The organism is Nonomuraea indica, from assembly GCF_002850745.1.
Classification (GTDB): Bacteria; Actinomycetota; Actinomycetes; order Streptosporangiales; family Streptosporangiaceae; genus Nonomuraea; species Nonomuraea indica.
The window spans coordinates 293,502-308,881 of sequence record NZ_KZ559474.1 but is presented as its reverse complement, the minus strand read 5'-3'; the positions used below and the strand labels follow the sequence as shown (position 1 = coordinate 308,881).

The 15,380-nt window shown below is 74.2% G+C and carries 14 protein-coding genes; 8 read left to right on the top strand and 6 right to left on the bottom strand.

What is annotated here, in order from left to right; all coding sequences use genetic code 11:
* Positions 1-116 precede the first annotated feature (116 nt).
* The 3 genes from CXR44_RS23765 to CXR44_RS23755 all read left to right on the top strand — a co-directional run bounded on the left by CXR44_RS23765 (position 117) and on the right by CXR44_RS23755 (position 3,898).
* Entirely contained in the window at positions 117-1,859 is a 1,743-nt protein-coding gene (locus CXR44_RS23765; RefSeq protein ID WP_101788302.1) for a DEAD/DEAH box helicase, read from the top strand.
* A 222-nt stretch (positions 1,860-2,081) separates the two neighbouring features.
* Complete coding sequence (locus CXR44_RS23760) at positions 2,082-2,972, top strand: alpha/beta fold hydrolase (protein WP_101788301.1); 891 nt, start codon at positions 2,082-2,084, stop codon at positions 2,970-2,972.
* Positions 2,969-3,898, top strand: a complete 930-nt coding sequence (locus CXR44_RS23755; protein ID WP_245899359.1) for an oxygenase MpaB family protein — start codon at positions 2,969-2,971, stop codon at positions 3,896-3,898. Before CXR44_RS23760 ends, CXR44_RS23755 begins: the two co-directional genes overlap by 4 nt.
* Positions 3,899-3,904: 6 nt before the next feature.
* Here CXR44_RS23755 and CXR44_RS41115 read toward each other — a convergent pair whose 3' ends face one another.
* Both CXR44_RS41115 and CXR44_RS23735 read right to left on the bottom strand, forming a co-directional pair.
* The gene (locus CXR44_RS41115) at positions 3,905-4,990 is read right to left on the bottom strand and encodes a RecB family exonuclease (protein ID WP_245899358.1); all 1,086 of its coding nucleotides are present in this window, start codon (positions 4,988-4,990) and stop codon (positions 3,905-3,907) included.
* Positions 4,991-5,710: an MBL fold metallo-hydrolase gene (locus tag CXR44_RS23735; RefSeq protein ID WP_101788300.1), complete on the bottom strand. Its 720-nt coding sequence runs from the start codon at positions 5,708-5,710 to the stop codon at positions 4,991-4,993.
* Between the two features lie 215 nt (positions 5,711-5,925).
* Here CXR44_RS23735 and CXR44_RS23730 point away from each other — a divergent pair, with 215 nt between their 5' ends.
* Positions 5,926-6,315, top strand: a complete 390-nt coding sequence (locus CXR44_RS23730; RefSeq protein WP_101788299.1) for a DUF6223 family protein — start codon at positions 5,926-5,928, stop codon at positions 6,313-6,315.
* A 65-nt stretch (positions 6,316-6,380) separates the two neighbouring features.
* On the opposite strand, the gene CXR44_RS23725 is transcribed toward CXR44_RS23730, so the two are convergent.
* Positions 6,381-7,007, bottom strand: a complete 627-nt coding sequence (locus CXR44_RS23725) for a DUF6758 family protein (protein ID WP_101788298.1) — start codon at positions 7,005-7,007, stop codon at positions 6,381-6,383.
* A 74-nt stretch (positions 7,008-7,081) separates the two neighbouring features.
* Here CXR44_RS23725 and CXR44_RS23720 point away from each other — a divergent pair, with 74 nt between their 5' ends.
* On the top strand, positions 7,082-7,474 hold the full coding sequence (locus CXR44_RS23720) for an NUDIX hydrolase (RefSeq protein ID WP_101788297.1): 393 nt from the start codon (positions 7,082-7,084) through the stop codon (positions 7,472-7,474).
* A 4-nt stretch (positions 7,475-7,478) separates the two neighbouring features.
* Here CXR44_RS23720 and CXR44_RS23715 read toward each other — a convergent pair whose 3' ends face one another.
* Together CXR44_RS23715 and CXR44_RS23710 are read right to left on the bottom strand one after the other, a co-directional pair.
* Positions 7,479-10,364, bottom strand: coding sequence for a hypothetical protein (locus CXR44_RS23715; protein WP_101788296.1), 2,886 nt, complete (start codon positions 10,362-10,364; stop codon positions 7,479-7,481).
* A 397-nt stretch (positions 10,365-10,761) separates the two neighbouring features.
* Positions 10,762-11,757, bottom strand: a complete 996-nt coding sequence (locus tag CXR44_RS23710) for a CPBP family intramembrane glutamic endopeptidase (RefSeq protein ID WP_101788295.1) — start codon at positions 11,755-11,757, stop codon at positions 10,762-10,764.
* A 102-nt stretch (positions 11,758-11,859) separates the two neighbouring features.
* Here CXR44_RS23710 and CXR44_RS23705 point away from each other — a divergent pair, with 102 nt between their 5' ends.
* Positions 11,860-12,600: a hypothetical protein gene (locus tag CXR44_RS23705; RefSeq protein ID WP_101788294.1), complete on the top strand. Its 741-nt coding sequence runs from the start codon at positions 11,860-11,862 to the stop codon at positions 12,598-12,600.
* Positions 12,597-13,145 carry a DUF6529 family protein gene (locus CXR44_RS23700; RefSeq protein ID WP_101788293.1) on the top strand — a complete coding sequence of 183 codons (549 nt, stop codon included), beginning with the start codon at positions 12,597-12,599 and terminating at the stop codon, positions 13,143-13,145. The genes CXR44_RS23705 and CXR44_RS23700 overlap by 4 nt, the downstream gene beginning before the upstream one ends.
* Here the strand turns inward: CXR44_RS23700 and CXR44_RS23695 are convergent.
* Positions 13,142-14,080 (bottom strand): HpcH/HpaI aldolase/citrate lyase family protein, encoded by a 939-nt coding sequence (locus tag CXR44_RS23695; protein ID WP_101788292.1) that lies wholly within the window; start codon positions 14,078-14,080, stop codon positions 13,142-13,144. The two genes, CXR44_RS23700 and CXR44_RS23695, sit on opposite strands and share 4 nt — an antisense overlap.
* A gap of 107 nt (positions 14,081-14,187) precedes the next feature.
* On the opposite strand from CXR44_RS23695, the gene CXR44_RS23690 reads away from it, so the two are divergent.
* Positions 14,188-15,372, top strand: coding sequence for a cytochrome P450 family protein (locus CXR44_RS23690; protein WP_101788291.1), 1,185 nt, complete (start codon positions 14,188-14,190; stop codon positions 15,370-15,372).
* Positions 15,373-15,380: the final 8 nt, after the last annotated feature.

Genomic DNA, 15,380 nt, shown 5'->3' with positions numbered 1-15,380 from the left:
TTCATTTGAGACTGAGGCAGGCCACGCTGACGACTTTCCGAGACCTCGGAGTCATACCAGAGATCGCCGATGCCCTCGAGACCGAGGGCATCACCACACCGTTCCCGATCCAGGAGATGGCGCTACCGCTCGCACTGAGCGGCCAGGACCTGATCGGGCAGGCCCGCACGGGCACCGGTAAGACCTACGCGTTCGGCATCGCGATGCTCCAGAGCATCGGCAAGCCGCGCAAGAACCGCAAGAAGCCGCGCGGCCTCGTCGTCGTGCCCACCCGCGAGCTGGCCGTCCAGGTCAGCGAGGACCTGGTCACCGCGGCCGGCAAGCTCGGCTCCCGGGTGCTGACCGTCTACGGCGGGCGGGCGTACGAGCCGCAGATCGAGGCGCTCAAGGCCGGGGTCGACGTGATCGTCGGCACTCCCGGCCGGCTGCTCGACCTGGTCAAGCAGAAGCACCTCGACCTGAGCCAGGTCACCTCGCTCGTGCTCGACGAGGCCGACCGGATGCTCGACCTCGGCTTCCTGCCCGACATCGAGCGGATCTTCAAGCTGATCCCCGAGCAGCGCCAGACCATGCTCTTCTCGGCCACCATGCCGGGCGAGATCGTGGGGCTGTCGCGCAAGTACCTCAACCGTCCCACGCACGTGCGGGCCGAGCACGACAGCGGCGAGGGCGAGACCACCCCGCAGGTCCGCCAGATCGTCTGGCGGGCTCACCGGATGGACAAGATCGAGATTCTGGCCCGGCTGCTGCAGGCCGAGGGCCGTGGGCTGACCATGGTCTTCTGCGAGACCAAGCGCGCCTGCGACATGGTCTCCGAGCAGCTCGACACCCGCGGCTTCGCCGTCGCGGCGGTCCACGGCGACCTCGGCCAGGGCCAGCGCGAGCAGGCGCTGCGCGCCTTCCGCAACGGCAAGATCGACGTGCTGGTCGCCACCGACGTGGCGGCCCGCGGCATCGACATCGACGACGTCACCCACGTGGTCAACTACGACTGCCCCACCGACGACAAGACCTACGTGCACCGCATCGGCCGCACCGGCCGGGCGGGACGCACGGGCATCTCGGTCACCTTCGTCGAGTGGGAGGAGCTGACCCGCTGGAAGATGATCAATCAGATGCTGGGGCTCGACTTCGCCGAGCCGGAGGAGACCTACTCCACCTCGCCGCACGTCTACACCGAGCTGGGCATCCCCGAGGGCACCAAGGGCGTCCTGCCGCACGCCGCCCGTTCGCGGGCGGGCCTGTCGGCCGAGCGCATCGAGGACCTGGGCGAGACCGGCCGGTCGCGCGTGCGGGGCCGGCGGCGTGACGAGCGGGAGGAGCGGGAGGAGCGTCCCGCGCGCACGCCGCGCCAGCGCCGCCGCACCCGTGGCGGCAAGCTCACGCAGGAGGGCGCCGCGCCCGTGGAGACGCCGGAGGTCGAGCCCGTGGACAGCCATTCGCGCCCGAACGAGGAGACACCCGCGATCATCACGACAGACGAGGTGGCCAAGGCCGCCGAGCCCCGCCGCCGCACCCGCCGGGCACCCGCCCAGGACGCGCCCGTGACTCAGGACGCGCCCGTGGAGGCACGGGAGCCGGAGCCGGTCGCCCGGCCCCTCGCCGACCCCGTGGCGCAGCCCGTGGCCGAGAGTCCGGCCGCGCCCGCCGTTCCGGAGCCGAGCTTCCTGTCCACCCCGCCGCCGCCGGCCCGCAGGGAGCCGGAGCGGATCATCCCGCCGAGTCCGTTCACGGTGATCTTCCAGTCGCCCGACCTGGCCACGGACGACGACGACATCGCGCCGTCCGCCGCCACCGAGCGCAAGCAGCAGCGCCGCCAGGCGCGCGGCGCCGGCGGCAACCGCCGTCGCGCCGGCTGACGCCTGGAGGTCCATGGAAGGCGCGCACCCCCGGGGTGCGCGCCTTTCGGCGTCCCGGGGGACGCGCGTCCGCCCCGTCGGGTCCGGATACGGCGCGACGTCATCCACCGAGGTGGCGGGCCGAATTCCCCGTTCGCGCATACGCCACGACTCCCGTGAATCGCACCGGCGTCCCGGGCTCGCCGGTGTCGAGCCGCTGACCTCGGGGTATTGTTGCCCCACGTGAGCACGCCGCGATTCCTGACCCTGCCACCCGGCGTCGCGCCCCAGAAGATCGAGACGCCCCAGGGCAGCTTCGCGGCCCTGGAGGCGCTCCCGGGGAGCGGCGTGGTGGAGCGCTGGCCCGCGCTGCTGGTGCCGGGCCTGACGGGCAGCAAAGAAGACTTCATCGCGATCCTGCAGACCCTGGCCCAATCCGGCCGCCGGGTGCTCGCGGTCGACCTGCGCGGCCAGTACGAGACGCCGGGCCCCGACGACCCCGGCGCCTACACCTGCGCGGCGCTGGGCGCCGACATCGACGTGCTGGCCCAGGCGATGGGCGGCGGCGAGCCCGTCCACCTCGTCGGGCACTCCTTCGGCGGGCTGGTCGCCCGCGAGGCGGTCATCGACGGGCGGACGAGGTTCGCGTCGTTCACGCTGATGGGCTCGGGCCCCGCCGCGATCGTCGGCGCACGGGCGCAGCACAGCCGCACCCTCATGCGGGAGGTGCCCGAGCTGGGCCTGGAGGAGGTCTGGCACTCCAGGTTCGAGCCGCAGGCGCTCAGCGCGGGGGTGCCCGACGACATCCTGGCGTTCCTTCGCAAGCGGCTGCTCGCCAACTCCCCCACGGCGCTGGCCTGCATGGCCGAGCAGATCCTCACCATGCACGACCGCACCGACGAGCTCCGCCAGATCGAGGTGCCGACGCTCGTCCTGTACGGCGAGCACGACGACGGCTGGCCGCCCGAGACGCAGTCGGAGATGGCCGCGGCGCTGGGCGCCGAGAGCGTGGTCGTGCCGGGGGCCGCCCACTCACCGGCCGTGGAGGCGCCCGAGACGACGGCGGCGGCGCTGGTGAGGTTCTGGAACACTGCCGAGGGCCGCCTCGTGGACAGCAGGCCCGGCGGCGGGTGAGCGATCACTCCGTGCCGGCGAGCGTCGACGACATCGTGGTGCGGCCGCCGCACACCGTGACCTGGCAGGTGCACCTCGACCGCACCATGTGGGTGGGCGGTGTCCGCGGCCTCATGCTGCAGGCCCTGCACCCGCTCGCCATGCGCGGCGTCTGGCAGAACTCCACGTTCCAGGACGACCCGTTCGGCCGGCTGCGCCGGACCGCCGACTTCGTGGGCCGGGTGACGTTCGGCAGTCCGGAGGAGGCCGACGAGATCGGCAGGCGGGTGCGCGGCATCCACCGGCGGCTGCGGGTCAGCGACCCCGACACCGGCAGGACCCACCGCGTGGACGAGCCCGAGCTGCTGCTGTGGGTGCACTGCGCGGAGGTGTCGTCCTACCTGGAGGTGGCCCGGCGGGGCGGGCTCGGCCTCACCGGGCGCCAGGCCGACCGCTACCTCGACGAGCAGCGCCGCAGCGCCACCTACGTGGGACTCCATCGTGACGACGTGCCGGGCTCGCGCGCCGAGCTGGCCGCCTACTTCGCGCACGTCCGCGCCGAGCTGCGGGTCACGGAGGAGGCCGTGGCCGCGGTGCGGTTCCTGCTGTGGCCACGGCTGCCGCGGCGGCTGCGGTGGCTGTCGGCCGGTCTGCCCGCGTACGTGCCGTTCGGGGCGCTGTGCTACTACACGCTGCCGAGCTGGGCGCGCCGGATGTACGGGCTGCTGCCCGAGGTGCCGCGACCGGTGGTGACGGCGGCGCTGCGGGCGTTCCGGCTGGCGGCCAACTCGCTGCCGGAGCCGGCGCACGACCGGGCGTTCATGCCGGCGACCCGGACGATGCTGCGGGCCTCTCGCGAACGGCTGGGCGCGGCGGGTTACGACGTGAGCAGGGGGCTGCGCGGCCTGCGCGACCCGCGCCGCTGGCCCGAGCCGCCCGGCCGCTGACCTCGCCTACTCGGCCAGGCCGTCCCACGGGCGGCGTTCGGGGGCGGCGGTCCGTCCCTCGGGGCAGTGCCGGCGGAAGTCGCACCAGGAGCAGAGAGGACCGGGGTTTGGGGCGAAGATCTCGTCGAGCTCGGGCGGCAGGGCGGCGGGCGGGGTGGCCGGCGCGTACGGGGTGCCGGGCGAGGACCTGGACGCGGACGCGGCCGACCTCGGGGAGCCGGCGGCGGCTACCGGCTCGGTGGCGGCCTGTCCGAGCCCGGGATGCTGGCCCGCGGCCGGAACCGTGGCCGCCGACCCGGGCGACGCCGGAGAGGCAGGCCGGGTCGGTGTCACGGGGACGGCGGGCGACCGGCGCGAGGCCGCGCCGGGGCGGGGAGCCGCGGACATGACCTCGCGGTAGCGTTCGTCGGCCGTGGCCGCCTCCGTCGCCACCTCCTCGGCCCGCCGCAGGTGCCGCCCCAGCGACTCGTCCGTGTGCCGCCATTCGACGATCTCGCCGGTCGGCAGGTGGTGCAGCTCCACCGCGTGGCACGGGGTGCGCATCATCCGCGACGCGGCGATCGCGTAGACGGCCAGCGCGAGTGACGAGCGCGCGTCGTCGGAGGTGAGCGGCCGGCGGCCGGTCTTGTAGTCCACCACGACCAGCTCGTCGCCCCGCCGGTCGAGCCGGTCGATGCGGCCGGACACCGCGATGACGCGGGTGCGGGTGGCGACCGTGCGCTCGACACCCACCGGGTCGTCGGACGGGTCGAGCGTGCCCGTGTAGCCGGTCACGTAGTCGCGGGCGCGGCCGAGCCACTGCGCCGACTGCTCGGCGTCCCGGAACCCCTCGGTGATCCAGCCGTTGGTGAGCAGGACGGCCGCCGTGAGCGGGGTCCGGCGGTCGTACGGCTCGCGCCACCACGCGGCGAGCGCGTTGTGCACGCTCGCGCCCACGCTGTTGTGCGCCCAGGCCGGCCCCTTGGCGGGCTGGGGCCGGTCGAGGTAGGTGAACCGGTAGCGGCGGCGGCAGTCGAGCCAGGAGTTCAACCGCGACGGCGTGCACGAGTAGAGCCGCCGCGGCATCCCGTCCAGCGGGAGCTGGTCGTACACCTACGCGTCGCCCGGCGTGATCCTGATCCCCGCGGCGCGGGTGCCGTCGGTGAGCGGCCCGTCGGGCGCGTCGTCCTCGCCCGGCTTGCGGGTCAGCGAGCCGGAGACCCAGTCGTCGAAGTGGGGCTCCAGGTCGCCGACCGTGACCTCCTCACCGTGGGCGGGCAGCACCCGCGTCTCGCCCGGCAGGGTGAACAGCCGCCCGCCGATGGAGGTGAGCTGGTCGGGCAGGGCCGGGTATTCGCCGCCGATCTTGCCCGGCCCGTCGGCCTGCAGGGACTTGCCGGTGAACACCGCCCCGAGCGCCTCGCAGTAGAGCGAGACGCCGCCGGGCGAGATGCCGGGCGTCTCCAGGACGTCGAGCTGGACGTCGGCGACGCCGAAGATGCCGTCGTCCTCCATCTCGATGTCGGGCCAGGTCTCCGCCCAGGTCTCCCGCCACAGGGGCTTGTCCTTGGGGTGCAGGGCGATCACCGCCTCGTCCCTGGCGGCCACCTCGATGGCGGCGCCGACGTGGTCGGGCAGGCCGTGCGTGCAGATGACGGCGAGCACCTCACGCTCGCCCACCTGCTCGAGGATCTTGTCGGCGTCACGCGCCGGGTCGATGACGATCACCTCGTCGTCGTCGCCCACGATCCAGGTGTTGTTCTCGACCTTGTGCTCGGTGCCGTCGATGTCGACGACGCCCTCGGTCACCACTCGCTCGATACGCGCTGTCACGCTTCCGAACTCTAGTCCGTTCGGCTCGCAGTGCGAATTCCGTCACGCCGCAGTCGCGCGACGATTCCCGCCCGCGCCTACCGCGGACGCAGCAAGGACGCGCGGCTCGTACGGCGGCTGCGGCAGGCGGAAGTGCCTCCATCGGCAGGATGACCCGCGGCGGGTCCGGCGGACATAGTCATGGTGTCCAGTCGTGGGAAGTGGAGGAGCACCTCATGTCCGTCCTGTTCGCGCTCGCCGCGCCGATCTGTACGACGCCGACGGAATGCGCGGGCCAAGGTGTCGACACCTTCCTCGGGACCCCCGAGCGGATCTGGGCCAGTGTGGCCGCACTGGTGTCGCTGGCGGCCGTGGTCACGGGCTGGCTGTCGCTGCGTCTCGCCCGCCGGCTCCGCGACGGCGGCCGGATGCTGACCATGGCGGCCCTGGCCGGGGGCCTGATCGGCGCGGTCAACGGCGCGGTGAACCTGGCTGTCGCCGACGGCGGTCTCGGCACCGGCAACGGGGTGTTCGGGAGCATCGTGGCCCTGGCGCTCGGGCTGGCCGGCGCGGGCCTCGGCCGGCTGGCACTGGCTCGCTCCCGCCGCGCCGAGCTGAAGGGCTGACCCCGACGACGATCACCGCGGCGACCCGCGACGACCTGGGCGTGCGGACGTGCGGGCGACCGGGATCAGCCGCCGAGGCGCGGGGAGAAGGCGCCGAACGGCAGGTCGAGGTCGTGGTCGCGCAGGTCCAGCAGGGCCAGCTCGCTGAGCGCGACGAGGCAGCCCGCCTCGGCCGGCCAGACGATCGTCCACAGCCAGTTGCCGAGCGCCTCACCGGCGTAGACGGCCCGGTCGTCGGGCCCGCCGACGCACCACAGCGGCGTCGGATGGCCCAGCACCTCGATCTTGGCGTTCGGCGGGCCCGCGTCGAACCCCTCACCGGGGTCCGGCCCGCTCAGCCCGGCGAGCGCCGCCCCGAGCCCCACCCCCGGCTCCTCGGCGACGATGAGCACGTCGGCCGGGCCATGGCTGATCGAGGGCCCGCAGAGGGCGACCACGCTGGCCCGGTCTCCGGTGCGCTCGTCGCCCACCTCGCCGAACCCCGTCACCAGCCAGCCCGCGGGCAGCGGCCAGGGCACCCAGACGGGGACCACGGCGTTCTTGCGGAGCGTCTCGACGGCCGCGAGGGAGGGCGGGCGAGGCGGCTGGAACGGCAGGATGTCGCCGTGCGCGTCACACCGCCACGCGCTCGACCATGCGTTGGGCCCGTGGAGGGAGCCGAAGCACCGCGGGCAGGTAGGTGGCGCCTTCACAGCTACCCACGGTGCGTCGTCCGGCCGCGTGCCGTCAAGGCCGCATTCCGTTAGCTCCTCGTTATGTTGGTCAGGTGCGCGTAAATTGTGTGGGCGCGGTGATCACCGACGGGCGGGGCCGGCTGCTGCTCGTCCGGCGTGGTCACGCCCCGGGCGCGGGCCTGTGGTCGGTGCCGGGCGGCCGGGTGGAGCCCGGCGAGACGGACGCCACCGCGCTGGAACGCGAGGTGCTGGAGGAGACGGGCCTGCGGGTCACGGCGGGCGCCCTCGCGGGCACGGTCGAGCGGCCGGGCCCGGACGGGGTGACGTACGTGATCCGCGACTATCTCGCCTCCGTGACGGGGGGCGAGATGGTCGCGGGGGACGACGCCGCCGAGGTGCGCTGGTGCTCCGGCCAGGACGTGGCGGGGCTGGCCCTGGTGCCCGGCCTGGCCGAGGTCCTGGCGGAGTGGGGGGTGTGGCCGTGAACGGTCACCGGGCCGCGCTCAGGGTGGAGGTCCACAGGATGAGGTGGTCGGCGCTGTAGGTGGTGCTGCGGCCGAGCGCCACCACCTCGGAGCCGGCCACGGTGACCGCCGCCAGCCACTGCATGCCGGGCCCCGCCAGGCGGTCCTCCGTCAGGTCCGTACGGTCCCAGGTCATGCCGTCGCGCGAGAGCCAGGCGGCGCTGTCGCCGTCGCCGGGCGTGCCGTGCCAGCCGACCGCCACCAGGCCCTGGCCGGCCGCCGCCAGGTCGTACACGGCCGCCGCCCGGTCGGCGGGGAGCCAGGTGGTGCGCCAGGTGGCGCCCCCGTCCTCGGAGACGGCCGAGAACACCCGCCGCGAGCCCTCGGACTGGGCCGACCCGATGGCGACGAGCCGGTCCTGGTGGGCGACGACCTGCCGGAGCACCGCGCCGGACGAGCCTGGCGGGGTGACCCGCGCCCGCGCCTTCCAGTTGAGCCCGTCCTGCGACAGCCAGACCACGCCGCCCTCCTCGTCGCCCGTGCTCGCGCCGCCCACGGCCACGTAGCCGCCGGGCGTGGCGGCCAGGCCGTGCACGCGGACGCCGGAGCCGCCCTGCGGCAGCTTCCTGGAGCGGGTGTATCTCCGCAGGTCGGGGGTGAACCACAGGGCCGCGCGGGCGGTGCCCGACGGGTCGCGTTCCTCCCCTGCGAGCACGTAGCCCTTCGGTCCCGCCGCGACGAGGCGGGTGTCGAGGTGGGGGTGGTCCTGGCGGCGGGACAGGTCCCCGGAGGCGGCGACGGGTTTCCAGGTGCGGCCGTCCTCGGAGGAGACCAGGAGCGGCTCGGTGACGCCGACGGCCGTCTGGGTGGCGCCGACCGCGAGCCAGCCGCGCCTGCCGTGGGCGACGCCGTCGAGGATCTGCTGGTGCGGGCCGCCGAGGCTCATCGACGTCCAGCTCTGCCAGTTGAGGCTGGTCCAGATGCCGGCGTCGCCGGACGCGGTGCCGACGGCCACGTACCTGCCGTCGTGGGCGGCCAGCCGGGTCGTCTGCCTGGCGATCCGCGACAGGCCCTCGACGTCGGCCAGCCGTACCCGGGAGGGGTCGCCGCGCCGGGGGGCCGCCACGAGGACGAGCTGGTTGTCGACGTCCGCCGCGGCCCGGTCGCCGCCCGCGAACAGGGTGCCGGACTCGGTGATGGCGAACCCGCGCAGCGTGGCGCCGGCCAGGTCGCCGAGGTCGGCCCGCTTCGTCCAGGCGCGGCCGTCGGGGCTGGTCAGGACGGTGTACGTGCCGAGGTCGGCCTGGCTGACCGCGGCGATGCCGCCCGCGTGGGTGATCAGCGACTCGACGCCGGGGCTCTGGCCGGGCAGGCCGCTGAGAGATCCGCAGTGCGACCACTCCGCGCCGGTCGGCGAGCAGTAGACGCGTACGTCGCCCTCGGGCGTGCGCTTGCGGAGCGGCACCAGCACGAACTGCCTGCCCGCCAGGGCCAGCGATCCGGGCCGCGGGATCGCCTCGGGGAGCTGGAACCCGGTGGCCTGCCAGGTGCGCCCGCCGTCGGCCGACCGGATGACGCGCGAGCCGTCGCCCTGCGCGGGCCGGGCCACGGCGACGACCGTGTCGCCCTGCGCCACGACGGCCTCCAGCTGGAGCGCCGCCAGCTGGCGGGTGTCGACCCGCTGCCAGGACCGGCCGTCGGCGGAGTGCCAGGCCGCCGGGCCGGCGCTGCCGTCCTGCAGCCGCGCCTGGCCCACGGCCACGAATCCCGACCGTGTCCTGGCGATGTCGGCGATCACGTCGCCGGGCCGGAACGCCGCGAGCCCGTCCTGGCCCACGGCCGCCCAGCTGAAGCCGTCACCGCTGGTCCACAGGCCGCGCTCGCCGCCCAGCCCGTCGCCCCCGCTGGCGAGCCAGAGCCCGTCGCCGCCCACGACGCGCCGCACGGTCGACGTGGTGGCGCCGGTCACCTGGCCGAGCTGCCAGGTCCTGCCGCTGTCGGGCGAGTACAGGAACAGCGGGCGCGGCGTGGGGATGGTCGTGTCGCTGCCCACGGCCACCACGACGCGGCCGGCCGAGGCCATGTCGTTGAGCTTCTGGTTGGAGCCGTCACCGGCCGACGGGACGGTGAACAGGTCGTCGCCCGACCGGCCGGTGCCGGCCGCCAGGCGCAGGCTGGGGACGCCCGGATCGGTCCACCGCCACACGAGCACGCCGGCGGCGACGACCAGGGTGAGGGCGAGCACGATGGCGACGGGCGCGGCCGGGCTGCGCCGCCCCCGTACGGGGCTCACCCGGCGCAGGGCCGCCGGAGCGGGCCCCCGATGGTGCCGGCCGCCCGCTCCGGCGGGCCGCGCCGGGCCGGTGGCGACGAGCAGGTCCGGTCTGGTGGGCCGCCCGGCGGGCGGCCGTCCGACGCGCCGCACCCCCGCCTCGCCACCGTCGCGGTCCGCGGGGCCGGTCTGCTCGCCGGGGCCGCTCCGGTCCTCTGGGCCGGGGTGCTCGCGGAAATCGGGGTGATCGCCAGGCCCGGCATGGTCACCAGCGCCGGGATGATCGCGCGGGTCCGTATGGTCGCGCGGGCCGGGGTCGCCGGTGCGACGTTCGGGCGCCTCGGCGTCCGCCACCACCGGCACGGGCAGCGGCATGCGGTACGGGGTGGCGGGCCTGTCGTGCTCCGGCGCCCCGTCCTCGGCGCCGGAGGGGCCGGGCGGGCCGGACGGTACGGGCGGGCCGGGCGGCTGGGGGCGGGGTGGTCCGCTCGCGACCAGCTTGTCCGGCCGGTTCACCACCCGCCGGGGCCTGCGCGGCTGGTCGGCCGGAGTGGAGTCGCCGGGCGAGGTGTACGGTCTGCGCCCCTTGGGCGACTCCGGCGGCTCGTCCTCGGGGACGGGCGCGGAGAACGGCGGCATGCCCCAGGGGGAGGCCAGCGGTAAGCCCCTGGCCCGGTCGTCGCTGGGCCCCGGAGGGGAATGCCGGATCCGCGGCTCGCCGGCGGAACCATGCCGATCCGACCCGTACCGGTCCGACCTGTACCGATCTGAACTGTGCTGGTCTGATGTGTCCTGTGCTGAGGCGTTCGCGTCATCCCGACGCGGATCTTCGTCACCCGGCGGTCGCCGTGGTAGGTCGCTGGGGCCGGAGGCCACGCGGCGCACCTCCTAGTACGAGCTTGCGAGCATGTCGAGCGTGTCGAGTGAGGAGATCACCTCCACCGGTCCCTCGCCTCCCCCACGACAACCAGACCAGCATGCCGGAGCCGGAATGGCGAGACCTCTCTAGCGAGATTTCCGGAACCTCTCGCCCGTTTCATGCAGAGACCGTGGTGATCGACCGTTTTCTGGCGAGATACAGTACGCCCACCGCGAAGACCGAAAGTTGTACCGCCGTGCCCGCGAGCGACTGCCACGGCACCTCCCCCTGCGCCAGAGCCTCCTCCAGCTTCCCGGCCGCCGCGCTGAGCCCGAACGCCACCACGTTGTTGACCACGTGCAGCGCGATCGGGGCCTCCAGCCCCCCGGTGCGGATGGCCAGCCAGCACATGAGCGCACCGAAGCTGAACACGTCGACCAGCCCCACCCACGTGTAGCCGTGCAGCGAGGCGAACGCGGCGGAGCCGATCAGGATGCCCCACACCGGGTTGCTCAGGTGCGCGCCGAACGCCTGCAGCAGCCAGCCACGGAAGACGTACTCCTCGGCGGCCGCCTGGAAGGGGACCAGGAGCACGACCACCACGAGAGCGGGCAGGAGGGTCGCCCAGCCGGCCCAGCCGAACACCTCGGAGACGTCCGCGCCGGTCACCGCCAGCGCCACGACCTGCGCGCCCTGCCCGAGCGCCAGCGCGAGCACCGCCACCCCGGCGCACTGCAGCAGCCACGACCAGCGCAGCCGCCCGGCGACCGACGAAAGGGTCCCGGGTCTGCGCTGCTGGACGAGCGCCACCGTGCCGAACGCCAGGGGCAGCACCAGCGCGAGCGACAGCAGCGTCATCACCAGCGCGAACACCGGATCGCCGAACACCTGGGCGGAGGAGCCGGCGGTCACCGGGACACCGGTCAGCCCCGCCACGACCACACCGACGACGGCCACGCCGACGCCCACCGTGACGCCCCCGGCGGCCAGGACGAGCGTGCCGACGAGCTGGCGCCACAGGCGGGCCCGGGAAGTCCTGGCGAGCTGGTCGTAGCGGGCGCCGGACGGCGTGGGCAGGAACCAGGACGGCTGCTGGGGCGGCAGGTAGGGGTAGGGGTGGATCGGCGCCGCGGGCTGGTGGGGGCCGATGTGCGGTCCCTGGTTCTCCTGCATTTCTCCATTCTGAGCCGTCCGATGCGCAATAGTTCACAGACGGCAGGCCGATTCAGGCGGATGCTCAGGGGGTCAGCCCGTCGACCCCTGGGAGCGGATCCAATGTCAAGGCTGGGACCCATCGTCACGCTGGCTGCCGGAGCCGTGCTCGCCGCCGGGCTGGGCGTCGCCAGCGTCACCGCGGCACCGGCGGCGGACCCGACCGCCGCGGCGCGGCCCGACGACACGAACACGACCGGCGACGCCGTGAGGACCGGCGGTCCGGACGGGACCGGCGACGGAGCCGAGGCCACCGCGCCCGCGGCCGAGCCGTCCCCCACCCCCCGGTCCGGCGAGTCGGCGTCCGCCGGCACCAAGCTCGACTACGCCGGCCGCGTGCCGGGCAACGGCGGCCTCATCGCGATCTCCGTCCGCGGCGGCAAGGCCATCGGCTACTTCTGCGACGGCAGGACGGAGGCGTGGCTCAAGGGCGACGCCACCGGCGGCAAGGTCGGGCTGGAGGGCTTCGGCGGTGCGACGGCCGGCGCGACGCTGGGCGGCGGCAAGGCCACCGGCTGGCTGAGGCTCGGCGGCAGGAAGTGGAACTTCACCGCGGCCACCGTCAAGAAGCCGTCGGGCCTGTACCGCGCCACCGCGCAGATCAGGAGCGCCCGGCTGCGCGCCGGCTGGATCGTGCTGCGGCGGCCCGAGGGCGGCTTCACCCAGGTCGGCGCCGCCGTCCTGGACGAGACGCAGGTGCGGGTGCCCCAGCTGGACGGCGACCGGCCGACCGCTCCCGTGTCCGTGGACGGCGCCACCCTCTACCCCCAGGACGTCGACGGCTTCATCCAGGAGATGCGATGACCTCCCTCATGTACGAACCCTCCCGGACCCGGTTCACCGCGCTGCTCGTCCCCCTGCTGGCCGGCGGCCTGGCCATGGTCGCCCTCGGCGTGTACGGGCGGCTGCACACGCCCACGGGGTTCGCGGTCGGCCCGGCGGGCTTCTCCGCCGCCCTGCCGATGAAGTCGTGGCTGACGACGGGCGCGTTCGTGCTCGCGTTCGTCCAGGTGGTGTCCGCCCTGTCGATGTGGGGCAAGTACGGCGTCGCCATCCCGCCCTGGGTGCACCGCTGGTCGGGCCGGCTCGCCTTCGTGCTCACCATCCCCGTCGCCTTCCACTGTCTGTACGCCCTGGGCCTGCAGTACGACGTGCCCCGGGTGCTCGCCCACTCGCTGCTCGGCTGCTTCTTCTACGGGGTGTTCACGGCGAAGATGCTGGCCCTGCCCAGGCGCGACACGCCGGGCTGGACGCTGCCCGTGCTCGGCGGCCTGGCGTTCACCGCCCTGGTCGGGCTCTGGCTGACCTCGTCGTTCTGGTTCTTCACCACGATCGGGGTGACGTTCTAGCCCTCCGGGCTGAACGTCGAGGTGCGCTTCAGCCCGGCGGCGCGACCCTTGGCGGCCACGACGAGCGCCATCTTGCGCGACGCCTCGTCGATCATCTCGTCGCCGAGCATGACCGCGCCGCGCCGCCGCACCGTCGTGGCGTACTCGTAGGCGTCCAGGACGAGCTCGGCGTGGTCGTAGTCCTCCTGGCTGGGCGAGAACACCTCGTTGGCCGCGTCCACCTGCGCCGGGTGCAGCACCCACTTGCCGTCGAAGCCGAGCGCGGCGGCCCGCCTGGCCACCCGGGTGAACCCTTCGACGTCCCGGATCTGCAGGTAGGGCCCGTCGATCACCTGCAGGTCGTGCATCCTGGCCGCCATGAGCAGCCGCATGAGGACGTAGTGGTAGGCGTCGCCCTCGGTGTAGCCGGGCGGCTGCTCCCCCACGACCATCGTGCGCATGTTGATCGAGGCCATGAAGTCGGCCGGCCCGAACACCAGCGTCTCCAGTCGCCGTGACGACCCGGCGATGGTGTCGACGTTGACCAGCCCGCGGGCGTTCTCGATCTGCGCCTCGATGCCGATGCGGCTGACCTCGAAGCCCATCGTCTTCTCGATCTGGGTGAGCAGGGTGTCGAGCCAGACGACCTCGGTGCTGTCCTGCACCTTGGGCAGCATCACGCAGTCGAGCCGGTCGCCCGCCTGCTCCACGACCTCGATCACGTCGCGGTACGTCCACTGGGTCGTCAGGTCGTTGACCCGGACCACGCGCGTCTTGCCCGTCCAGTCGCCCTCGCGCAGCGCGGCCACCACGTTGGCGCGGGCCTCCTGCTTGGCCGATGGCGCGACGGAGTCCTCCAGGTCGAGGAAGACCTCGTCCACCGGCAGGGTCTGGGCCTTCTCCAGGAAGCGGGGGTTGCTGCCGGGCACCGCGAGAACGGAACGTCGTGAGCGCATGCGGCACACGCTAGACCATCGCCGCCACGCCCTCCGAGGGAATCCGCATCGGCATGCTCGCGGCATTCGGATGATAGCGCCATCCAGATTGTCGTATCATCTGAGCCATGTCACTCCCCGAGATCCACCTCACCGACCTCGACGTGATCCGCGACCCGTTCACCGCCTACGGGCGCGCCCGCGAGCTTTCGCCGCTGGCGCGGGTCGTCGTGCCGGGGATGAGCCCGATGTGGGCGCTGACGCGCCACGAGGGCGCGCGGGCCGTGCTGGGCGACCCCAGGTTCGAGATCACCTCCGGCAGCTTCATGCGTCCCGACGTGCCCGAGGACTGCCTGCCGTACCTGCGCACCATGTCCGAGATGGACGGGCCCGAGCACCTGCGGCTGCGCAGGCTGGTGGCGCCCGCGTTCTCAGCGCGCCGCGCCGGCGCGTTCCGGAAGGTGGTCGAGCCGATCGTCGCGCGGCTCCTCGACGCGTTGCCGGGCCACGCCGAGGACGGCGTGGTGGACCTGCTGGAACACGTGGCCAAGCCGCTGCCGATGGAGGTCGTCTGCGAGCTGGTCGGCGTGCCCGAGCCCGACAGGCCGCGCTGGCGGGAGTACGGCGCCATGATCGTGACCGGTGCCGGCCCGGCCTTCGGCGCGGCCATCCCCGGCATCATCGAAGGGGCCAGGGAGGCGGTCGCGCGCCGCCGCCGCGAACCGGCCGACGACCTGCTGTCCGACCTCATCCGGGTCCGCGACGAGGACGGCGACCGGCTCGGCGACACCGAGCTGGTCACGCTGGTCTGGCATCTCGTCCTCGCCGGCCAGACGCCCGCCCACCTCGTCGCCAACGCCGTGGAGGTGCTGCTCGCCCACCCGGACGCGCTCGCCGCGCTGCGCGCGGACCCGGCGCTCATGCCCCGGGCGGTGGAGGAACTGATCCGCTGGTGCGGCCCTAACCTGCTGACGATCCCCCGTCACGCGCGCGAGGACGTCGACCTGTACGGGCACCCGGTGCGCAGGGGGGACACGGTGACCGTGTCGCTCGCGGCCGTCAACCGCGACCCCCGCGCGTTCGCGGACGCCGACCGGTTCGACGTCACGCGGGAGCCGGGAGCGGTGGGCCACCTGGGCTTCGCCCACGGCCCGCACTTCTGCCTGGGGGCGGCGCCGGCCCGCGTGCAGACGGAGATCGCGCTCTCGGCCCTGCTGCGCCGTTTCCCCGGCCTCGCGCTCGCCGTCCCGGAGGCGCCGCGCGCCCCGGACCCCGGCACCTGGCGGCTGCTCGCGCTGCCCGTCACCCTCTGACGCGCGGC

Coding starts and splice junctions, on each gene's coding strand:
- CXR44_RS23690 (WP_101788291.1), top strand. CDS start 14,188: ATGTCACTCCCCGAGATCCACCTCACCGACCTCGACGTGATCCGCGAC.
- CXR44_RS23730 (WP_101788299.1), top strand. CDS start 5,926: ATGTCCGTCCTGTTCGCGCTCGCCGCGCCGATCTGTACGACGCCGACG.
- CXR44_RS23705 (WP_101788294.1), top strand. CDS start 11,860: ATGTCAAGGCTGGGACCCATCGTCACGCTGGCTGCCGGAGCCGTGCTC.
- CXR44_RS23710 (WP_101788295.1), bottom strand. CDS start 11,757: ATGCAGGAGAACCAGGGACCGCACATCGGCCCCCACCAGCCCGCGGCG.
- CXR44_RS23765 (WP_101788302.1), top strand. CDS start 117: ATGGCGCTACCGCTCGCACTGAGCGGCCAGGACCTGATCGGGCAGGCC.
- CXR44_RS23695 (WP_101788292.1), bottom strand. CDS start 14,080: ATGCGCTCACGACGTTCCGTTCTCGCGGTGCCCGGCAGCAACCCCCGC.
- CXR44_RS23700 (WP_101788293.1), top strand. CDS start 12,597: ATGACCTCCCTCATGTACGAACCCTCCCGGACCCGGTTCACCGCGCTG.
- CXR44_RS23715 (WP_101788296.1), bottom strand. CDS start 10,364: ATGCCGCCGTTCTCCGCGCCCGTCCCCGAGGACGAGCCGCCGGAGTCG.